The 19,856-nt window shown below is 68.2% G+C and carries 23 protein-coding genes and 1 pseudogene; 13 read left to right on the top strand and 11 right to left on the bottom strand.

All coding sequences use genetic code 11. The features are described 5' to 3' along the window. Positions 1-78 precede the first annotated feature (78 nt). The gene (locus tag SJY26_RS09360; protein ID WP_396592788.1) at positions 79-1,050 is read right to left on the bottom strand and encodes an alpha/beta hydrolase; all 972 of its coding nucleotides are present in this window, start codon (positions 1,048-1,050) and stop codon (positions 79-81) included. A gap of 190 nt (positions 1,051-1,240) precedes the next feature. Further along, the gene (locus SJY26_RS09355; RefSeq protein WP_396592787.1) at positions 1,241-2,014 is read right to left on the bottom strand and encodes a LytTR family DNA-binding domain-containing protein; all 774 of its coding nucleotides are present in this window, start codon (positions 2,012-2,014) and stop codon (positions 1,241-1,243) included. Between the two features lie 106 nt (positions 2,015-2,120). Here SJY26_RS09355 and SJY26_RS09350 point away from each other — a divergent pair, with 106 nt between their 5' ends. Beyond that, a complete protein-coding gene (locus SJY26_RS09350) occupies positions 2,121-2,798 on the top strand; it encodes a DUF2306 domain-containing protein (protein WP_396592786.1) in 678 nt (225 codons plus the stop codon). Here the strand turns inward: SJY26_RS09350 and SJY26_RS09345 are convergent. After that, positions 2,786-3,838, bottom strand: coding sequence for a ligase-associated DNA damage response exonuclease (locus SJY26_RS09345; protein ID WP_396592785.1), 1,053 nt, complete (start codon positions 3,836-3,838; stop codon positions 2,786-2,788). The two genes, SJY26_RS09350 and SJY26_RS09345, sit on opposite strands and share 13 nt — an antisense overlap. A gap of 62 nt (positions 3,839-3,900) precedes the next feature. Here SJY26_RS09345 and SJY26_RS09340 point away from each other — a divergent pair, with 62 nt between their 5' ends. The 6 genes from SJY26_RS09340 to SJY26_RS09315 all read left to right on the top strand — a co-directional run bounded on the left by SJY26_RS09340 (position 3,901) and on the right by SJY26_RS09315 (position 6,830). Next, positions 3,901-4,374: a PaaI family thioesterase gene (locus SJY26_RS09340; protein WP_396592784.1), complete on the top strand. Its 474-nt coding sequence runs from the start codon at positions 3,901-3,903 to the stop codon at positions 4,372-4,374. Continuing rightward, complete coding sequence (locus SJY26_RS09335) at positions 4,371-4,778, top strand: PaaI family thioesterase (RefSeq protein WP_396592783.1); 408 nt, start codon at positions 4,371-4,373, stop codon at positions 4,776-4,778. The genes SJY26_RS09340 and SJY26_RS09335 overlap by 4 nt, the downstream gene beginning before the upstream one ends. Positions 4,779-4,828: 50 nt before the next feature. Beyond that, the gene (locus SJY26_RS09330) at positions 4,829-5,176 is read left to right on the top strand and encodes a hypothetical protein (protein WP_396592782.1); all 348 of its coding nucleotides are present in this window, start codon (positions 4,829-4,831) and stop codon (positions 5,174-5,176) included. 73 nt (positions 5,177-5,249) lie between these two features. Continuing rightward, positions 5,250-5,621 carry a hypothetical protein gene (locus SJY26_RS09325; protein ID WP_396592781.1) on the top strand — a complete coding sequence of 124 codons (372 nt, stop codon included), beginning with the start codon at positions 5,250-5,252 and terminating at the stop codon, positions 5,619-5,621. A 97-nt stretch (positions 5,622-5,718) separates the two neighbouring features. Further along, a complete protein-coding gene (locus tag SJY26_RS09320) occupies positions 5,719-6,150 on the top strand; it encodes a hypothetical protein (protein WP_396592780.1) in 432 nt (143 codons plus the stop codon). Positions 6,151-6,197: 47 nt separating this feature from the next. Continuing rightward, positions 6,198-6,830 carry a helix-turn-helix transcriptional regulator gene (locus SJY26_RS09315; protein ID WP_396592779.1) on the top strand — a complete coding sequence of 211 codons (633 nt, stop codon included), beginning with the start codon at positions 6,198-6,200 and terminating at the stop codon, positions 6,828-6,830. Positions 6,831-6,932: 102 nt separating this feature from the next. Here SJY26_RS09315 and SJY26_RS09310 read toward each other — a convergent pair whose 3' ends face one another. The 4 genes from SJY26_RS09310 to SJY26_RS09295 all read right to left on the bottom strand — a co-directional run bounded on the left by SJY26_RS09310 (position 6,933) and on the right by SJY26_RS09295 (position 11,350). After that, positions 6,933-7,409 (bottom strand): SH3 domain-containing protein, encoded by a 477-nt coding sequence (locus tag SJY26_RS09310; protein ID WP_396592778.1) that lies wholly within the window; start codon positions 7,407-7,409, stop codon positions 6,933-6,935. Between the two features lie 226 nt (positions 7,410-7,635). Then, the gene (locus SJY26_RS09305) at positions 7,636-9,306 is read right to left on the bottom strand and encodes a lysine--tRNA ligase (RefSeq protein WP_396592777.1); all 1,671 of its coding nucleotides are present in this window, start codon (positions 9,304-9,306) and stop codon (positions 7,636-7,638) included. Positions 9,307-9,355: 49 nt separating this feature from the next. Continuing rightward, the gene (locus tag SJY26_RS09300) at positions 9,356-9,826 is read right to left on the bottom strand and encodes a hypothetical protein (protein ID WP_396592776.1); all 471 of its coding nucleotides are present in this window, start codon (positions 9,824-9,826) and stop codon (positions 9,356-9,358) included. Positions 9,827-9,916: 90 nt separating this feature from the next. Then, entirely contained in the window at positions 9,917-11,350 is a 1,434-nt protein-coding gene (locus SJY26_RS09295) for a response regulator (protein WP_396592775.1), read from the bottom strand. A 136-nt stretch (positions 11,351-11,486) separates the two neighbouring features. Between SJY26_RS09295 and queA the strand changes: the two genes are divergently transcribed. From queA to SJY26_RS09265, 6 genes are all read left to right on the top strand, one after another. Then, positions 11,487-12,542, top strand: coding sequence for a tRNA preQ1(34) S-adenosylmethionine ribosyltransferase-isomerase QueA (gene queA / locus SJY26_RS09290; protein ID WP_396592774.1), 1,056 nt, complete (start codon positions 11,487-11,489; stop codon positions 12,540-12,542). A 720-nt stretch (positions 12,543-13,262) separates the two neighbouring features. Further along, entirely contained in the window at positions 13,263-13,622 is a 360-nt protein-coding gene (locus tag SJY26_RS09285; RefSeq protein WP_396592773.1) for an AtpZ/AtpI family protein, read from the top strand. Positions 13,623-13,625: 3 nt separating this feature from the next. Further along, positions 13,626-14,414 (top strand): F0F1 ATP synthase subunit A, encoded by a 789-nt coding sequence (locus SJY26_RS09280; protein ID WP_396592772.1) that lies wholly within the window; start codon positions 13,626-13,628, stop codon positions 14,412-14,414. Positions 14,415-14,473: 59 nt separating this feature from the next. After that, a complete protein-coding gene (locus SJY26_RS09275; RefSeq protein WP_077356178.1) occupies positions 14,474-14,698 on the top strand; it encodes a F0F1 ATP synthase subunit C in 225 nt (74 codons plus the stop codon). Between the two features lie 78 nt (positions 14,699-14,776). Beyond that, positions 14,777-15,358, top strand: coding sequence for a hypothetical protein (locus tag SJY26_RS09270; RefSeq protein WP_396592771.1), 582 nt, complete (start codon positions 14,777-14,779; stop codon positions 15,356-15,358). Then, a complete protein-coding gene (locus SJY26_RS09265; protein ID WP_396592770.1) occupies positions 15,358-15,870 on the top strand; it encodes a F0F1 ATP synthase subunit B in 513 nt (170 codons plus the stop codon). Before SJY26_RS09270 ends, SJY26_RS09265 begins: the two co-directional genes overlap by 1 nt. Positions 15,871-15,898: 28 nt before the next feature. Here SJY26_RS09265 and SJY26_RS09260 read toward each other — a convergent pair whose 3' ends face one another. The 4 genes and pseudogenes from SJY26_RS09260 to gcvH form a co-directional block, all read right to left on the bottom strand. Then, the gene (locus SJY26_RS09260) at positions 15,899-16,369 is read right to left on the bottom strand and encodes a DUF6789 family protein (RefSeq protein ID WP_396592769.1); all 471 of its coding nucleotides are present in this window, start codon (positions 16,367-16,369) and stop codon (positions 15,899-15,901) included. A 150-nt stretch (positions 16,370-16,519) separates the two neighbouring features. Further along, the gene (gcvPB, locus tag SJY26_RS09255; RefSeq protein ID WP_396592768.1) at positions 16,520-18,097 is read right to left on the bottom strand and encodes an aminomethyl-transferring glycine dehydrogenase subunit GcvPB; all 1,578 of its coding nucleotides are present in this window, start codon (positions 18,095-18,097) and stop codon (positions 16,520-16,522) included. Next, positions 18,097-19,462: pseudogene (gene gcvPA, locus SJY26_RS09250) on the bottom strand (aminomethyl-transferring glycine dehydrogenase subunit GcvPA). Before gcvPA ends, gcvPB begins: the two are co-directional and overlap by 1 nt. 28 nt (positions 19,463-19,490) lie before the next feature. After that, the gene (gene gcvH, locus SJY26_RS09245; RefSeq protein WP_396592767.1) at positions 19,491-19,856 is read right to left on the bottom strand and encodes a glycine cleavage system protein GcvH; all 366 of its coding nucleotides are present in this window, start codon (positions 19,854-19,856) and stop codon (positions 19,491-19,493) included.

The following is a 19,856-nucleotide window of genomic DNA, read 5'->3' as shown; positions in this document are numbered from 1 at the left end:
GCGGGGAGGTTCGGACTCGACCTTCGGTAACTCCGGATCAGACAAGCGCGGTCCGGCGATCAGGCGTGCGGCGAAGGGTCAGGCGTTCGGCAGCATCTGATGACGTTTCAGGAACGCCATGAGCAACGCCGGCCAGATCGCCTCCGGATCGAGCGGATTGAAGCCGCCAAGACTGTGCCCGCCGACCTCGAACAGATGCATTTCGGTGGGGATCTTCTGCGCCCGCAGGGCCGACCACATCAGAAGGCTGTTCTCGACGGGGACGACCGGATCATCAGCCGCCGCGGCCAGGAAGGTCGGCGGGGTTCCGGGGGGCACATGGTGCTCGGCCGAGGCCGCGCGGCGGGCCTCGTCCGAAGGCTCGGCACCCAGCAGCTCCGCGAGCGATCCGCCATGGGCGTGGGGCGCGGTCATGGTCACCACAGGAAAGAACAGGCCGGTCGCCGAAGGCCGGGTGGACAGGGTGTCGGCGTCGTCGACCGGCGCATAGCTGTCGTGGTCAAAGCGGGTCCCGAGGCGGGCCGCGACATAGCCACCCGCCGAAAAGCCCAGCACCGTGACCCGCTCCGGATCGATCCGGAGCTCTGCCGCCCGGGCGCGGATCAGCCGGATCGCCCGCTGCGCGTCCTGAAGCGGTGCATCGGGTCCGGCGGCCCAGCCGTCCCCGGGAAGGCGGTAGTTCATCACGAAGGCCGTAAAGCCCAGGCTCGCCAGCCACTGGTCGATCGCGCCGCCCGACCGGCTGACGGCGACACGGCGGAACCCGCCGCCGGGGATGATCAGAACCGCCCCTCCATTGCTGACGGCCGGCCTGCGCATCATCAGCCACGGGCGGGTCACGTGCAGGAAGGCGGTATCGGTCGGGTCCCCACCGGGCGTGCGCAGGATGACCTCCTCGGTGACGCGGACGTCCTCGCCGCCCGGAGCCTCGCCCGGCCAGATCGGGACGACCTCCACCGGGACCGAACGCGCTGTAGCGAGGGACGGCACGGTGCCTGCGGCCATAGCCAGACCGAGGAGGTCCCGCCGGCCGGGGTTCCACATCTTCATACCTGCCTCCGTCAACGACCAGGCCAGACCTCTACGATCATCCCGGCCGTGCGACGAGACCTTGCCTGTCCGGCGGCGCAGAGGATACCGGCAGCGTCCCGTCCGACCCCGCAGTTCTGGACGGGTTCCCCCGCCCCCTATCCGGCCAGTGTTCTGGGCGTTCCATCGCCCCGGCACCGAGGAGCCGCCGCTAGAACCACCCCGCCTGTTTCAGCACCGGTCCATGGGTCCGGCTGGTGGGAACCTTTAGTCCGCCGATCAGATGGACCTCGCCGGCCCCCCTTCGCCAGCGCACCGCCTCCACCGCGTCGGCTGCAACCCACCATGACCGGTGGACGCGCCACCCATGGGCGCGGGACAGGTCCTGCAGGGCGTCGGCGAACCGCAGGGCGATCAACTCCACCCCTGCATCGGTGTGGACCTTCACATAGTGATCGTGCGCTTCAAGCGCGATCAGCCGTGCTCCGCGACGCTTGGCTGAAAGCCGCCGGCGAAACGTCGCCTCGGCCTCGGGCAAGGGCGGTGCGATGACCGTGCGCGTCTCGATCCGCGCCGGCGGGCTGCGCCACACGAGGGCCCGGACCGCCATCACCGCCAGAAGGATGGGGAACACCTGCCAGAGCAGCATCCGGTAACCGGACCAGCCGAACGGGCCGCCGAACAGGCCGTGCTGGGTTGTCAGGACCAGGAGGGTCACCAGTGGCGTCGTCAGCAGGGAAACCGCGAAAGCCCGCGTCCACAACCCGGCCGGCCGACGCCCCGGAAACTCGTCTGCGGCCACGCCGATCACGCCGCCGCCGACCATACAGATCATCCAGTAGAGATAGCGCGGCCCGGCCGGCAGATGGGCCGACTCGAACGGGCCGAGGAACCCCATCAACAGGCCGATGGCGACCAGGATGGCGAGATCGACGGCCCATCGCCGCACCCTCGCCCGGCCCCCGTCTTCGGTCTCCCGGTTCATCCCCGCCCCGTTCACGCAGCCCCTGCACCACTCGCGAAGCCGGGCCTAGCGAGCAGGGACCGCACCCGCAATGGCGTTCAGCGAAACCACACCGGGAGACCGCTCCATGACCGCCACAGAGACCCTGCCCCCGACCCCACGCCCGTCGTGGCTCACCCGCACCGCCTGGACCGTTCTGGCGATCCTGTGTCTTGCCGTTGCCGCCTGGTCGGCGCGCTATCTGCTCGATCCGCCGCAAAGCCCCGCCGAGGCCCTCGGCAACGGGTTCGGGGTGGTGTGGCTGCCTGTGCATGTTGCCGGTGCCCTGACCGCCCTCGTGCCGGGCCTGCTTCAGTTCATTCCGGCGCTGAGGCGAGGCGCAGGTCCGCCGCATCGCTGGGTCGGACGGGTCTATGTCCTCGGCTGCCTTGTCGGCGGTGCGGCCGGTCTGATCCTCGCGCTCGGCTCATCCGCAGGGCCGATCGCCACGGCGGGCTTCGGCAGTCTCGGGAGCCTCTGGATCGCCTTCACCCTGTTGGGCCTGGGGGCGGCCATACGGGGCCGGTTCGCCGACCATCGTCGCTGGATGATCCGGTCCTGGGCCCTGACGCTCGCGGCTGTCACCCTGCGGATTTATCTGCCCCTCGTCATGATCCTGGACCTGCCCTTTCCGCCGGCGTACCGGGTCATCTCCTTCCTTTGCTGGGTCCCCAATCTCGTGGCGGCCGAGCTGTGGTTGCGGCTCAGACCGTCGCCGCCCCTGCCGGCTCCGCGCGCGAGCGACCGCCGGGCTCAGACCGGCTGAGCGGAGGGCTCAGCCGGTGCCTCCCCGCCGACCTCTTCATCCTCGTCCTCATACCCCACCAGCCGCAGCGCCCGCGCCTTGACGCCATTGATCTCGGCCCAGCGCAGCAGACCTTCCTCGCGGCCGTGGGTGATCCAGACCTCGTCGGGACGAACCTCCTCGAAGGTCTGGATCAGCTCGGGCCAGTCGGCATGGTCCGAGATCACCAGCGGCAGCTCCACCCCGCGCTGGCGCGCCCGCGCCTTGACCAGCATCCAGCCCGAGGCGAAGGCCGTGACCGGATCGGCAAAGCGCCGCGCCCAGCGGTCCTGAATGGCGGAGGGCGGGGCGATGGCCACATCGCCACCCAGCGCATCCTTCTTCAGTCCGGTGGCCGGCAGGATGGCCCCCAGATCGACGCCTTCGCGCTCATACAAGCGGTTCAGCCGCTCCAGCGCGCCATGGACATAGATGGGCCGCTCCCACCCCGCCTCGCGCAGCAGCCGGATCACCCGCTGGGCCTTGCCCAGGGCATAGGCCCCGACCAGATGGGCCCGGTCGGGGAACTGGCCCAGCGACTGGACCAGCCGGCCCACCTCCTCGGCATCCGGTGGATGGGTGAAGACCGGCAGGCCGAAGGTCGCCTCCGAGATGAAGACATGGCACGGCACTGGCTCGAACGGCGTGCAGGTCGGATCGCGCCGGCGCTTGTAGTCGCCCGACACCACCATGGTCAGGCCCTGCCAGGTGATCACCGCCTGGGCCGAACCCAGCACATGGCCGGCGGGGACCAGCCGGATCTCCACGCCGTTGTGGGAGGCCGTCTCGCCGTAGTCGACCGGCTGGCGCAGGACCGTGAAGGCCTCGCCATAGCGTTCGGCCATGATGGCGAGGGTCTGGCGGGTGGCCAGCACCGCGCCGTGACCTGCGCGGGCGTGGTCGGCGTGGCCGTGGGTGATCACCGCACGATCCACAGGCCGGACCGGATCGACGTAGAAGTCGCCCGGCGGGCAGTACAGGCCCGCGGGGGTGGGCCTCAGCAGGTCTTCGGGGCGGATCATGAGGAGGATATGGGCATGGTTTGCGACTTGCGCGCCGGAACGCGCCCGATAAGGACGATCTCATGAGCGATACGTTCCTGACCAGCCTGATGCCCCAGCTCGCCTCCGGCCCCGCCCACACCCATGCCCTGGGCTTTGTCTATGAAGGCGTCGAGGGCGACCGCATCCGGTTGCGCACGCCCTGGCGCGAGGATCTGGTCGGAGATCCGGACAGCGGCGTCTTCGCCGGCGGTCTGGTGACGGCCATGCTGGACCACGTCGGCGGTCTGGCGGTCTGGACGAAACTGGGGCGCTATGAACCCATCGCCACCCTCGACCTGAGGGTCGACTACATGCGGCCGGCCCGGCCCCGGGTCGATCTGCTCAGCGAGGCGCGCTGCTACCGGGTCACCCGCACCATCGGCTTCGTGCGGGCCTGGGCCTTCGAGGATGATCCGGCCGATCCCGTGGCGGCCTCCCAGGCCACCTATGTGATCAGTTCCGACGGGGGTCGTGGCGCGGGGGCCAATCTGAAGCCCCGGGGAGACGTCGCATGACCGCCCTGCTGGACACCATTCCCTATGCCCGGTTCCTGGGCTTGCGGACCGAGGCGGACGGCGATGTCCTGACCGTCATCATGCCGTTCGCCGACCATCTGATCGGCAATCCCATGCTCCCGGCCCTGCATGGAGGATCGACCGCCGCCCTGATGGAGCTGACCGCCATCGCCCAGGTGGCGCGGGTCTGGCCCCGGCTGCATCTGCCCCGGCCGATCACGGTCACCACGGCCTATCTGCGCTCCGGCAAGCCGCTGGATGTGTATGCCCGTGCCCGGATCTCCCGCGCCGGCCGCCGCGTCGCCCATGTCCTGGCCGAAGCCTGGCAGGAGGATCCGGACCAGCCGATCGCCAGCCTGACCGCGCATTTCTCGCTGGATGACAACCGGGGCTTGTCGGACTAGATATCCTGTGATTGCATTCCGATGTGGCATTCCGCCACCGGAGATGGATCATGAGCAGACACGCCGTCGGGGTCGCCCTGTCCCTGCGCCTTCATGCCGCCGAGGCGGCGATCGACACGGCCCTGGCCGAAACCGCCCGGCTGGCGGTCCTGCTGCCGGCCGCCCGCGCCCGCGCCCGGCTGTCCGCTACGGTCGGTGGCCGGGCCTTCGACGGGACCGCCGCGGCGATCGGGGCCCTGGCCGCCGCCCGATCACATCTGGTTGAAACCCACACCACCCTGGCCGCCCTCGCCCGCCGGCTGGGGCTGGACGACCTGGCCATAGGCCCGCTGGACAAGCCCGAGGATGACATTCCAATCGGCGGCGGTGTCGCGCCCGCCGCCATGATGAAAGGTTAACAAAGCGCTACCGTACAGCCCTGGATCGTGTTAACCTTTCGTTTCTCACAGTTGCTTTTGGAAGGGGCTAAACATGGACCGGACTGAAGTTGTCGCCAGCGTTGCAGGCGATCTCTATGCCACCGAGCGCGCGATCGATGATGCGATCACCGCCGCCACCACCCTCGTGCAGTCGATGATCGGGGCCCGCACCCTTCTCAAGGTGTCCCACGTCGCCGGCTCGGCGTCCCAGACCAAGGCGATGGAAGCGATCGCCGCCCTCTCGGCCGCCCGCGAAGCCATCGTCGCCAGCCACAGTCAAATGCAAAAAGACCACCGCCGCATGGGCTGGGGTACCTACGCTGTTGGTGCGCTGGACAAGCCGGATGACTTCAACGAAGAGTTTGATACCGGTGGTGGTGTCAAGCAGCAGCTGCGTTCGGTTCCGAACTCGCGGGTCGCCTAGGTTGAATGAAATCGCGTTAATGTCGAAGACGTCCGTTTTCGCTTAACCAAACTCGAAGCATGATCGCCTCCGCGTGAGTTTGCGCGGAGGCGATTTCATGTTGACGTCACTCTACTCGCAGTTGTTCCTGCTGCCGGTGGTGCTTGCGGGCATCCTCGCCTTCGCAAAGGGCGATGAACCCGAACGAATCGGCATGGGGGCCTACCTGCTTGGATGGCTGGCGGCCATGCTCATTCAGGACAGCGCCGGTATGCACAGCCACTTTCAACCCGGGCTGTTTGCGCTCGATTTCATCATGTTGATGGTGTTCGGAGGGATCGCTTGGAAGTATAGTCGGAGCTGGCCGATTTGGGCTGCCTCCCTTCAACTCATCGCACTGATGAGTCATTTCGTCATACTATTTGACCTGCGCCCTACCATCTGGGCTTTCTACGCCGTCCTCAATCTGGCCAGCTATGGTATTCTTGTGTGCATCGGTATCGGGTCGTTCTGGGCATGGCAGGAACGGCGCGCGGCGGGGCTGGAATAGGACGATTGTCCTCGATATCCTGATACCGAACAATTCGGTGATCGCCTGTGCCCCTCTCCCACGCCCAGATCTGGACCGCCCTCGACGCCCTCGCGGCGCGCGAGGGGCTGTCGCCCTCCGGACTCGCCCGGCGCGCCGGGCTGGACGCGACCGCTTTCAACCTCTCGAAACGTTTCGGCCCCGGCCAGCCGGGTCGCCCCCGCTGGCCCTCGACCGAAAGCCTGAACCGCGTCCTCGCGGTCACCGGAGCGTCGCTGGGCGAGTTCGCCACCCTCGCCGGCGAAGCCCCTGTCCCCAATGTCCTGCCCCTGCTGGGACTGGCCGAGGCGGGTGAGACCGGCTTCTTCGACGACGCCGGCCTGCCGACCGGCGAAGGCTGGGAACAGACCGAACTGCCGACGGCGGGCCCGCGCCTGTTCAGCCTGCGCATCTCGGGCGACTCCATGACCCCGCTGTACCGCCCGGGCGACCGGGTCATCGTCGATCGGGATCAGACGGAGGTCCGCAAGGGCGACCGGGTCGTGGTCCGCACCACCACCGGCGAGACCGTCGCCAAGGAGATCGCCACCCTGAGCGCGCGCTCCGTCACCCTCGCCTCGGTCAACCCCGCCTATGAGGACCGCGTCCTGGCCCGGCGCGACATCGACTGGATGGCGCGCATCCTCTGGGTCAGCCAGTAAGTGCCACGACAAAGGGCCGCCCCTTGCGGGACGGCCCTCCTTGTGCAGAACGTGCCCGACCGCGCTCAGGCAGCGAGCTGCCGCGCAGCGAGCGACAGCGCTCTAGTACGGCTGGACGTAGTGGGCGCTGACCCAGCCGCCGCCGGCGATCTGGACCCATTCGCCCTGTGAGCCGATCGCGGTGAAGGGCTGGCCGGCCGACAGACTGCCGCTCTGGCGATAGCTGGTGCCCGGGCCACTGCGGATCCGCAGGTTGGACGACGCGCGGTACTGGGCCCCGCTGGAGCTGGCCTGGCCATCGGCCCGGGCCCGCTGCTGGTTGCAGCCGATATAGGATCCGGCAGCGGCACCCGCACCGGCACCGGCGACAGCCCCGAGGGTCCGCTCATTGCTGGAGATCCGGCTGCCCGCGAGGGCACCCAGGACGCCGCCGATGACCGCACCGGCCTGCTGACGGCCACCGGGGGCGTCGCAGCTGGTGATGCCGTTGGACTGCTGGGCATGGGCCATCGGGGCCGCGGTCATCAGGGCGGCCAGGGCAGCGGCCGTGGCCAGGGACGTGTTCATGATTTTCGACATGGGCTCTCCAATACATCGAGGTTGGTCGATGCAGGCACAATGCGCCACGCCACATGAAGGCTCCCGGAGCTTCACCGTTATTTTCGGTTCATCCAATCCTCCCCCATCGGGGGAGGTGGCACAGCGCGCCTTCGCGCTGTGACGGAGGGGGCTCACCGCAGGTGGGGTGTCCGGGGCTGGCCCCCTCCACCGCTTCGCGGTCCCCCTCCCCCGATGGGGGAGGATTCTACCCCGCCAGCTCGCCCCGGGCCCCCGCCTCGATCAGCTTGATCGTCTGCGTGAGCCCATAGATCGCCGCGAACGAGCCGAAGCGCGGGCCCTGTGAGGCTCCCAGCAGCACCTCATAGAGCGCTCCAAACCAGCCGCGCAGCGGCTCGAAGCCGTGGTCCTTGCCCACCGCATAGACCTCGCCCTGGATCAGTTCGCCGTCGGTCGTATCCGCGGGCAGGGCCTTCAGACGCCCGGCCAGATCCAGCAGCGCCGCCGTCTCCCGGGCGTCCGGCAACCGGTAGGACTTCGTCGGCTTCACGAAGTCCTCGTAGTAGTTCAGCGCCCGGTCCATCAGCCCGTCCAGCACCGGCTCGCTCTCCGCCGTCGCCTCGGGCAGATATTTGGCGAAATAGGCCCACAGCTGGGCCTTGGTCGAGGCATTGGCCACGCCGACGAGGTTCAGCAGCAGGGCGAACGACACCGGGCTGGCCACCTCGGGCGGCGCGCCGGCGTGGATCGACCAGACGGCATTGTCGATCCGCTTGGCCGGTTCCTGCGTCCGGTACAGGTCGATGGCCCCCAGATAATCGTCGATCGCCCGGGGGATGACGTTGAAATGCAGGCTCTTGGCCGACTTCGGCGACTGGAACATGTACCAGCTCAGGCTCTCGGGCGTGCCGTAGCGCAGCCACTGCTCCATCGTCAGCCCATTGCCCTTGGACTTGGAGATCTTCTTGCCTTCCACATCGAGGAAGAGCTCGTAGTTGAACCCCTCCGGCGGCACCCCGCCCAGCGCCCGGCACACCTTGGAGCTCTCGCGCACGCTCTCGATCAGGTCCTTGCCGGACATCTCGTAGTCGACGTCCAGCGCCGTCCAGCGCATGGCCCAGTCCGGCTTCCACTGCAGCTTCACGTGACCGCCCGTGACCGGCAGCTCGGTGCGCCCGCCGGCCGGATCGTCGAACACGATCGTGCCCTTCGCCACATCCCGCTCCAGCGTCGGCACCTGCAGCACGTGGCCGGTGATCGGGCTGACCGGCAGGAAGGGCGAGTAGGTCTCGCGCCGTTCCGGCCCCAGCGTTGGCAGCATAATCGCCTGCACCGCGTCGAACCGCTCCAGCAGGGTCAGCAGAACCGTGTCGAACCGGCCGCTCCTGTAGGTCTCGGTCGAGCTCATGAATTCATAGTCGAACCCGAACCCGTCCAGAAACGCCCGCAGCCGCGCGTTGTTGTGCGCCCCGAAACTGTCGTGCGTGCCGAACGGATCGCGCACCCGGGTCAGCGACAGATGCAGGTCCTCGCGCAGCATCTCCGGGTTCGGCACGCCCTCGGGGACCTTCCGGAGCCCGTCCATATCGTCCGAAAACGCGATCAGCCGCGTCGGCCAGTGATCCCCGGTCAGGGCGCGAAAGGCGTTCCGCACCATCGTCGTCCGCGCCACCTCGCCGAAGGTCCCCATATGCGGCAGGCCCGACGGGCCGTAGCCGGTCTCCAGCACCACGGGCCGCTGCAGCGCCTCGAAGGTCGCCAGCGCCTCATCGGCCTTGCCCGCATCGATCAGCAGCTTGGCCGCCGTCCGCTCGGCGTCGGACAGCCGCTTCTTCAGCACATGGTCCAGCAGGGCGCGGGCCTGTTCGAACGGCCAGGAGCGGGCGTCACGGGCGAGGGCTTCGAGGTTCTGCAGCATGGGCGCGGGTTTGCCGCCTCAGCGCCCCGGGGTCAACGCAAGGGGCGGATCAGCGGTCCCGAGCCACGCCCCACCAGACGACTGCCACCCCGGCCGCCACGATCAGGGCATCCTCGATCAGGCCGCTGCGGGTCTGGCCGATCTCCGCCATGGCCCGCTTTCGCGCCGACAGGGTCAGATAGGCCATCGGCACCGCCGTCCCGACCGCCACCGCCGCCCCGGCGCGTTCCCGCCCCCGGGGAGCCAGCGCCGCCCCGGCGATCCCGGCGCTCATCACCCGCGCCAGCAGACCCAGGAAGACCGTCCGGTCCGGAGCCGACTTCATCTTGTCGCCGTACAGTTCCCCCGCCCCCATCGCCAGGGCGCCGGCGGTGAACAGGGGCTTGCCCAGCAGCCACAGCCGGCCGGGTGTCCGGCGATGCGCCAGATGCGCCCCCGCCAGCGCCGCCATGGGGGTCATGGACCGGGCGCTGGCGACGGCACCGATGAGAACGGAGGGCAGGAGATCAGAAATACGCATGGCGTCTGAATGTCCCGGGCGCGGTTCGGTTCGCAGGGCCGGTCAACTTCGAGGCCCCCTGTCCGAAACCGGTCGGCCGACCGGGTGCCGTCAGCCTGTCGCGGAAACACCGTCGGCCATCACCGCCTGGCGCCAGCCGCTGCGGGCCCAGTGCGAGGTCTTGGTCAGCAGTTCCATCATATTGACGGGCTTGGCCACGCAGTCGTCCATTCCGGCCTCGACATAGGTCTGGATCTGGGCGGCCAGGGTGTTGGCCGTCAGGGCAATGATGGGGGTCCCCGCCACCGGGCCCGGGAGGGCGCGGATCTGCCGGGCCGCCGCCACACCGTTCAGACCGGGCATCTGGATGTCCATCAGGATCACGTCCCAGTCCCCCCGGGCCGCAGCCTCGACCCCGGTGTGGCCGTCGTTGGCCGTCTCACAGACGAAACCCATGGTCGCCAGCATGGCCCGGACCAGGGTGCGGTTATTCTCGTTGTCATCGACATAGAGGGCGCGCAGAGCCCGCTCCGGCGTCGTGGCAAGATCTTCGGCCCTGCACCCGACGTCCCGGGTCCGGGGCCCCGCTGGCTCCGGGACCTGGGGGAGCGCGGCATCCGCAGGCTCGGCGATCATCCGGTCGACAACCTGCAGCAGGCCAAGGCCCGCGCTGTGGATGCGCTGCGCCTGATCCCCGGCCGTCCCTGCCAGCCCGGCATCGGCCAGCAGGCCGGAGAAGCCGATCACGGCGTTCAGGGGCGTGCGCAGTTCATGCGACATTTCGGTCAGGAATCGTTGCCGGGCGTCGGCGATCTGCGCCTTCTGCTCGGCCGCGCTGCGGGCCAGTTCGGCCTCGATCTGGGCCGTGACGTCCTGCTCGTTCAGCAGGATGCACGGCAGGCCGGTGACGGGATCCAGCACCGGCCGCGCATCCATATGATGCCATCGGGGTCCGGCGGGGGTGATCACGGCGTACATGCCATCCACGGACGCGCTTCGGGCGGCGGCCAGCAAGGCCACGCCCTGCGCCGTGTCGGCAAACCGCGCCGTGAAACACCCGCTGTCCCCGCCATAGACCCTGTAGGCGGCCGGGTTTGTGAACAGCGGCGCGCCACCGGTGTCAAAAAGGCCGATCAGGGCCGCGGCATGCCGCAAGGCTTCGACCGAGCGCCGCTCGTCGGCCTGAACCTCTTCAGGCGCCGCTTCGAACAGCAGCAGAAGCCACTCATCTGTCGGGAAGGCGGAGATGGTCGCCTGAATGGTGATCGGCTCGCCGTTTGGAAAGACCGTCCAGCGCTCGCTGACCATCCCGCCATCGGCCGTCAGGTCGACCAGTCTGCGCAGCCGTGCCTTGACGGCCGGTGATCGTGCCCTGAAGTCCCGTGCCAGAAACTCGTCGAGATTGTCGGCATCCCACAGCGAAAGCGCGGCCGGGTTGGCATAGGCCTGATGCCCCGTCTGCGGGTTGTACAGCCAGACCGGTCGCCTCAGGCAGTTCCATGCTGCGGCGAACGGGTGCCTTGCCATGACGGACACGTCGCTCATGGAACACCGGTGCGCCTGCGGTCTTGAACGTCGCGTTAATCGGCCGCTGACTGAGGAATTCTACCTACGCCCGGGCCTGATCGTGAATCGGGTGTCGCTTGACCCCCGGCGGCCGGCGTGGCCTTTGCCACGCCTCATGAAGACCGCTGATTTCGACTTCGACCTCCCCGAGGACCGCATTGCCCTGCGCCCGGCCCAACCGCGTGAGTCGGCCCGCCTGCTGGTGGTCCGGGGCGACGCACTCGCCGATCACACGATCGCCGACCTGCCTGGCTTCCTGCAGCCCGGCGACGCCCTGGTGTTCAACGACACCCGGGTGATCCCCGCCCGGCTGTCCGGGGTCCGCGAACGGGTCGCCGGGGACGGCCAGACGCTGACCGTCGCCGTCGAGGCCACCCTGCACCACCGCGACGCCCCCGGTGTCTGGTCCGCGTTCATGAAGCCGGGCAAGCGGATCAAGGCCGGGGACCGGATCGTCTTCGACACGCTGGCGGCGACGGTCCAGGCCAAGTCCGACGACGGCCTGATCACCCTGGCGTTTGACGTCGCGGGTGCGGCGCTGGACGCGGCCATCGCAGCCGTCGGCGTGATGCCCCTGCCCCCCTATATCGCGGCGAAGCGGCCCGAGGACGACCGGGACCGCACGGACTATCAGACCGTCTTCGCCGAGCATGACGGCTCGGTGGCGGCCCCCACGGCGGGCCTGCATTTCACCCCGGCCCTGCTGGAGGCCATCCGCGCAAGGGGTGTCACCACCCACGCCGTGACCCTGCACGTCGGGGCCGGGACCTTCCTGCCGGTCAAGGCGGACGACACCGCCGATCATAAGATGCACAGCGAATGGGGCGAGGTCTCCGCCGAAACCGCCGCCGCGCTCAACGCGGTCCGCGCGGCGGGCGGCCGCATCGTCTGCGTCGGCACCACATCCTTGCGGCTGCTGGAATCGGCCACGACGCCCGAAGGCGTCATCCAGCCCTTCCACGGCGACACGGCCATCTTCATCACCCCCGGCTACGCCTTCCGCGCCGCCGATGTGCTGATGACCAATTTCCACCTGCCGAAATCGACCCTGTTCATGCTGGTCTCGGCCTTCGCCGGCCTCGACACCATGCGCGCCGCCTATGCCCACGCCGTCGCGACCGGCTACCGCTTCTACTCCTACGGCGACGGCTCCCTGCTGTTCCGGGGGTAGCCCTGCTCCCTCTCCCATGGGGAGAGGCTTCTGCGTTCAACGCAGGCGCCGAATTCCCCCATCGGATCAACACCGGTCCCGGATTAAGCCCCCGCCGGCCATACATGCCCCGGAACCGCGCGTATCCTTCTGGTGTCCCGTCGCACGGGGAAGGTGTCCTGGGCCCAGGACCCGGACGCGCGGCGGGGCCGATCGCAGGGTTGCCGGGGGCGAAACCTCCGGGTCCGGCGGTGCTCTGGGCACCGTCGCCTGTCGCAGGCTGAGAGTCGGAAAGAGGACCAATCGGGCAGCACCGAGACGCCGGGGAAACGGCCCCGGCGTTCCCGACACAAGACGTCCTACCCCCGAGCGCTTGCGAAAACCGGTCGGGCGGAGCCGAGGCGACCACGCCGAAACTCTACAACAGACGGCCACCGGCGACGGTGTCCGTCACGGTCCCGGGCGAGATCGCCGACGGCTCCGACGCTTCCCCGACTCTCCCGGCCGCAAAGGCCAGGGAGCGATGCCGCACGACCGCACCTGGTCCGGCGCGAGGAGGCCCTGCGACCCGGCAGGAGGGCTCGCCCCATCCCAGATCCGCGACAATTCAACACCTTAACCCGGACGGAGCCCGCCTTGACCTTCCGCCGCCCCGCCTATAGGTTCCGCGCCGAATTCAGACCCCTGTCGGGGCCCGCAAATCCATGCGTGGCCGGGAGGGGCTTGAGCGCAAAAAAGCCCATGTCCCTGCCCCCGGAATCGCGCGAAGAGGCGATCAAACGCCTCACCGAAAGCGCATCCGCTCTGGAGGCGCGCACCGTCCGCGAGATTTCTCACGAGGCGGCGGGACAGGCGGCCGCCAGTCAGGCGTGGCGGATCATCGCCGACCTGCTTGGTGGCGTCTTCGTGGGTCTGGCGCTGGGCGCCGGAGTGGACTGGTTTTTCCAGACCAATCCGTGGGGTTTGATCGGCGGGGTCCTTCTGGGCTTCGCGGTTTCGATTTGGATGGCCTGGCGGACCGCACAGCGCGTGATGGCCATGGCGAAGGCAAGCGGAGAGGAGCCGAAGTCGGTTCCTTTCGACGAGGACGAAGAAGACTGACGCATGGCTGATCCGATCAAACAGTTCCAGGTCGTCCCGCTCGTCGAGTTCGGGGAAGTGACCCTGCCGTTCATCGGCACCCAGCAGCTTGCGTTCACCAACTCGCATCTGGCGATGACCATCGCCTTTGCCGCGGTCGTGCTGTTTCTTCAGGTCGTGACGGCGGGGGCCAAGGTCGTCCCGGGTCGGTTGCAGTCGACCGGCGAACAGATGTTCGGCCTGATCGACGGCGTCACCAATTCCATCATCGGCCATGAGGGGCGGAAATACTTCCCCTTCGTCTTCACCCTGTTCTGCCTGATCCTGGGCATGAACCTTCTGGGCATGTTCCTGTCCTTCACCGCGACCTCGCAACTGGCGGTCACGGGCACCTTCGCCCTGCTGACCATCCTGCTGGTGATCGGCCTGGGCATCGGCAAGCACGGCCTGGGCTTCTTCCTGCTCTTCTGGCCGTCCAGTGCGCCGCTGGTCCTCCGACCGGTGGTTGGCGCGATCGAGTTCCTGTCCTTCCTGCTGCGGCCGGTGACCCTGGCCCTGCGTCTGTTCGGCAATATGCTGGGCGGTCACGTGGCGCTGAAGATCTTCGCCGGTTTCGTCGTCAGCCTGGGGGCCATGGCCCTTGCCGGTGAAGGGCTGGGCCTGTTCGCCCTGCCGATCGCGGCCCTGTCGATGACAATGGTCGTCGCCCTGACCGCCCTGGAGTTTCTCGTGGCCTTCCTGCAGGCCTTCGTGTTCGCCGTTCTGGCCGCCATCTATCTCAATGATGTGGTCAACCTGGGCCATGGCCACTAAGGCCGCACCCAGTCCTTTCACCCCAACCCTGAACCCCTCAGAAATACAGGAATACAATCATGGAAGCTGAAGCCGCCAAGTACATCGGTGCAGGCCTTGCCACCCTCGGCATGATCGGCTCCGCCATCGGCGTGGGCAACATCTTCGCCAACTTCCTCAACGGTGCCCTGCGCAACCCGTCGGCCGCCGGCTCGCAGGTCGGTAACCTGTTCGTGGGCGCGGCTCTGGCCGAAGCCCTCGGCATCCTGGCGTTCGTGCTGGGCATCCTGATCCTCAACGCCTAGAACTTTCAGGCGTCACAGCGGCGACGTTCCCGGAAACGGGGGCGTCGCCTCTTTGCTGATCTCTCGCAGACGGACACCATGGTCGCTCCCCTACCCACCGACATTCCTGGCGAAACCCACGCCACGACCACGGCCGCAGGCCATGGCGAAGCCGCGTCGGGCGGCCTGCCCCAGTTCGACACGACGGTGTGGGTCGGACAGATCGTCTATCTGCTGGTCCTGTTCTTCGTCCTCTACCTCCTGATTTCCAGGGTCTTCGCGCCTCGAATCCGCCGTGTGATGGACGAACGCGAGAGCGCCATCTCCACCGCCATTGCCACTGCACGGTCGGTTCAGGCCGAGGCCGCCGCCCAGGCCGCCGCTGCCAAGGCCGAGGTTGAGAAGGCCCGGGCTGAGTCCCGCGCCGCTTCCGTTGCCGCCAAGGCCCGGATCGTGGACGAGACCAACCGCCGCGCCGCCGAGGAGGAAGCCTCGGTCAACGCCCGCATTGCCGAGGCCGAGGTCGCCATCGGCCGCACGCGCGACGCGGCCATGACGAATGTCGGGCTGATTGCTGCCGACACGACGCGCGCCATTGTCGAACGTCTGACCGGCCTCGACCTGACCCCGGCGGAAGCCGACGCCGCCGTCGCCGCGGTCCGTACTGGAGGCGCTGCCTGATGGAATTCTTCAACTCGCACCTCTACGCCTTCGACAACCCCGAGCTCTGGGTCGCCGCCGGCCTGTTCATCTTCTTCGCCATCCTGGTTGTTGCCGGCGTGCCCAAACTGGTCGCTGGCCAGCTGGACGCCAAGTCCGCCAAGATCCAGTCCGAACTGGATGAGGCCACCCGGCTGCGCACGGAGGCCGAAGCTTTGCTGGCCCAGATCCGGCAGGAAAAGGCCGAGGCCGAGGCCCAGGCTCGCCAGATGCTGGCCGCCGCCGAAGCCGACGCCCGCATCATGGAGGCCGAGGCCAGGGTCCGTCTGGAAGAGACCCTGGTCCGCCGTCAGGCCCTGGCCGAACGCCGCATTGCCTCGGCCGAAGCCCAGGCCTCAGCTGAGGTCAAGGCGGCCGCCGCGGACATCGCGTCCCGCGCCGCCGAGACCGTTCTGGCCGGCCGCCTGGCCAGCCAGAAGACCGACCCCCTGCTGGATGACGCCATCAGCCAGATTTCGACCCGCCTGAACTAGAGGCCTTCCGAAAAGACCGCCGGCGCACTCAGTGCGCCGGTTGCGTCCCGGACAGATCGCGAAGGGCCCGCTTTTCGCGCTTCAGCAGCCGGGCCTGGACATTGCCCAGCACGATCCCGAACAGGGCATGGCTGAGCAGCATCCAGCCGACCATTCCGAAGCCGCCGGTGCCGCGGAACATCCTGGGGTCTCCGAACAGGAACACCCCGACCATCAGCACGCTCCACGCCCCGACGGCGAACAGGATGCCCCGGGTCTCGGGCGTCGCGCCCGGCAACCGGCTCCAGAGAGCCCCTGCGAGGCCGCCCAGCAGGACTGTCCCGGCGAAGAGGTGAGCGACCCACCCCACGATGAGATTGCCCGGCATCCCGAGCAGCGCCGCGATGAACAGCGGGAACGGCTCCACCCAGGGGCCGGCGAACAGATTGACGGCTTCCAGAAGCGAGACGGCAACGGTGGCGGAAAACCCTGCGACCATGCCCATTTGTACGCGTGACATCATAACGACAGCGCCTCCCAACGCCGGGTTTCGTTCCGATAACGCGAGAGTAAGCATACGCCGGTCGCCCACGAACCGTGAGCAACCGGCGTTCACTTTGCTGTGCTTCGCCGATGCGAGATCGACGCCGGGAGCCTTCGGTGAAGCGGCCTATTCCGCCGCCATGTTCGCCCCTTCCGGGGCGGTCCAGCGCAGCTTCGGCGACCGGGCAGCCCGGGTCTCGTCGAGACGACGCAGCGGCGCGTGGAAGGGCGCGCCCTTGAACCGCTCGACCTCGCCGGCCTTCGCCGCCTGGGCCAGCAGGCGCAGGGCGTGGATGAACCGGTCCAGCTCGGCCTTGGATTCCGTCTCGGTCGGCTCGATCAGCATGGCCCCGTGGACGACCAGCGGGAAATACATGGTCATCGGGTGGAAGCCCTCGTCGATCATCGCCTTGGCGAAGTCGAGCGTGGTGATTTCCGTGCCCTTCAGCCACTCATCGTCGAACAGGGCCTCGTGCATGCAGGGCCCGTCCGGGAAGGCCGCCGACATGACGTCGGACAGCCGCGCCTTGATGTAATTCGCGTTCAGCACCGCATCCTCGGCCACCTGACGCAGCCCGTCCGAGCCGTGGCTCATCATGTAGCTGAGGGCCCGGACGAACATGCCCATCTGGCCGTTGAAGGCGCACATGCGGCCGAAGGCCTGGGCCGCCTCGTCCTCTTCCCGCTCCAACAGCTTGAATCCTTCGCCGTCCGCGACGACCCAGGGGGCCGGAGCGAAGGGGGCGAGCGCCGCCGACAGCACCACCGGACCCGAGCCGGGTCCGCCCCCGCCGTGCGGGGTCGAGAAGGTCTTGTGCAGGTTGATGTGCATCGCATCGACGCCCAGGTCGCCCGGCCGCACCCGCCCGACGATGGCGTTGAAATTGGCCCCGTCGCAGTAGAAATAGGCCCCGGTCTCATGCGTCAGCCGGCTGATCTCGAGGATGTCGCGCTCGAACAGGCCGCAGGTGTTGGGGTTGGTCACCATGATGGCGGCCACATCCGGCCCCAGCTTGGAGGCGAGGTCGGCCACGTCCACACGGCCGTCGTCCGTCTGGGCGACCTCGACCACCGTATAGCCGACGAAGGCCGCGGTGGCCGGATTGGTCCCGTGGGCCGAGGTCGGCACCAGCACCTTGCGGCGCTTCTCATGCTCGCCCGAGGCCTCGTGCGCCGCGCGGATGGCCATCAGGCCGCACAGCTCGCCATGCGCTCCGGCTTTGGGCGACAGGGCGACCGCCGGCATGCCGGTCAGGGTCTTCAGCCAGTGGGCCAGGGTGTCCATCAGCTCCAGCGCGCCCTGCACGGTCGAAACCGGCTGCAGCGGGTGGATGTCCGAGAAGCCCGGCAGGCGCGCCATCTTCTCGTTCAAACGCGGATTGTGCTTCATCGTGCACGACCCCAGCGGATACAGGGCCAGATCGATGGCGTGGTTCTTCTGGCTCAGCCGCACATAGTGACGCATCGCCTCGGGTTCGCTGAGCCCTGGCAGGCCGATCGGGTCGCGGCGGATCAGGCTGCCCAGATCCGACGCGTCGCCGGCCGGTTCCGGCAGATCGACGCCGGTCTTCATCCAGCCGTCGGTCTCGAAGATCAGGGCCTCGTCCTGCAACAGGCCCCGCGCCCCGGTCAGGGTCGGGTGCTTGTAGTCGTGATCGACAGCGGTCGGGGCCGTCGGGCGGCCGACGGTGTTCATGGTGCTCATCAGTTGAACTCCGACTGGGTCGAACCCAGAACCTTGGTCAAGGCTTTGGCGAGGATCTGGATGTCCGCATCCAGGGTGGTCTCGGTGGCGGCGACCAGCAGGACATCGTCCATACCGACGCCGGGGGCGAGGCGGCTGTAGGGCACGCCGGCCAGCAGGCGATGAGCTCCCAGTGCATCCACCACATCCGCCGCAGGCTTGGGCAGGCGAATGGCGAACTCATTGAAGAAGCGCGGCGTCAGGATCTCGACGCCGGGGATGGCGGCGAGCGCATCGCGGGTCGCCAGCGCCTTCTCGTGGTTCAGCAGGGCCAGTTTGCGCAAGCCGGTCTCGCCCAGCAGGCTCATGTGAATGCTGAACGCCAGACTGCACAGGCCGGAGTTGGTGCAGATGTTCGAGGTCGCCTTGTCGCGGCGGATATGCTGCTCGCGGGTCGACAAGGTCAGGACGAAGCCCCGCTCGCCGTCCGCGTCCACCGTCTCGCCGCACAGCCGGCCCGGCATCTGGCGGATCAGAACTCTGACGGCAGGCGAACAGACCGACATAGGGCCCGCCGTAGTTCAGCGCGTTGCCGATCGACTGGCCCTCGGCGGCGACGATATCGGCTCCCATTTCGCCCGGCGACTTCAGCAGGCCCATGGACACCGCCTCGGTCACCACCACGATCAGCAGGGCCCCGGCGGCCTTGGCGGCCTCGGCGATCTTCGTCACGTCTGTGGCGGTGCCGAACACGTTCGGGGTCTGGACGACGACGCAGGCCGTGTCCTTGTCGATGGCGTCGATGACGGCGGCCTCGGCGTCGATCGCGGCCGGCAGGCTGACGGTTTCGACGCCGACGGCGTGCACGACCGTCTCGGAGGCCCGGACATAGTGCGGATGCACACCGCCGGAGAACACCGCCTTGTTTCGCCGCGTCACCCGCGTCGCCATCAGCACGCCCTCGGCCGTGGCGGTCGAGCCGTCATAGAGGGAGGCATTGGCCACCTCCATCCCGGTCAGGTTGGCCACCTGGGTCTGGAACTCGTACAGATACTGCAGCGTCCCCTGGGCGATCTCGGGCTGATAGGGCGTGTAGCTGGTCAGGAACTCAGACCGCTGGATGATGTGATCCACCGTGGCCGGGACATGGTGGCGGTAGGCCCCCGCCCCGCAGAAGAAGGGCACATCCCCCGCCGCCGTGTTCTTGCCGGCGAGGGCCTTCATCGCCCGCTCGACCTCCAGCTCCCCCATGACGCGCGGCAGGTCGACGAAGCCGTCGCGCTGCGCCGGCTGCGGCACGTCGACGAACAGGTCGTCGATGGAGGTGACGCCGATGGCGGCGAGCATCGCCGTGCGGTCGTCGGGGGTCAGGGGCAGGTAACGCATGGCGGGGAGTCCGAGCGTGAAAGGGAAATCAGAGGGTGGCGAGGAAGGCGTCGTAGGCGGCGCGGTCCATCAGGGCGTCCAGTTGCGACGCGTCGGAGACGCGGATCTTTGCGAACCATCCCTCCCCTTCGGGATCCGCGTTGACGGTCTCGGGCGCAGAGGCCAGTGCCGCATTGCCTTCGATCACCTCGCCCGACACGGGCGCATAGACGTCCGAGGCGGCCTTGACGCTTTCAACGACGGCGAAACTGTCCTTCTGGGCGACGGTCTTGCCGGCTTCGGGGGTCTCGACGAACACCACATCGCCCAGCTGGTCAGCGGCGTGTTTCGAGATGCCGACGGTGGCGATGTCGCCGTCCAGCCGGACCCATTCGTGATCCTTGGTGAAATGCAT

It is taken from the genome of Brevundimonas sp. R86498 (assembly GCF_044598075.1).
In the GTDB taxonomy this organism is placed as follows: Bacteria; Pseudomonadota; Alphaproteobacteria; order Caulobacterales; family Caulobacteraceae; genus Brevundimonas.
Note: the sequence above shows the minus strand (reverse complement) of the source record. Positions and strands in the feature narration are given on the sequence as shown.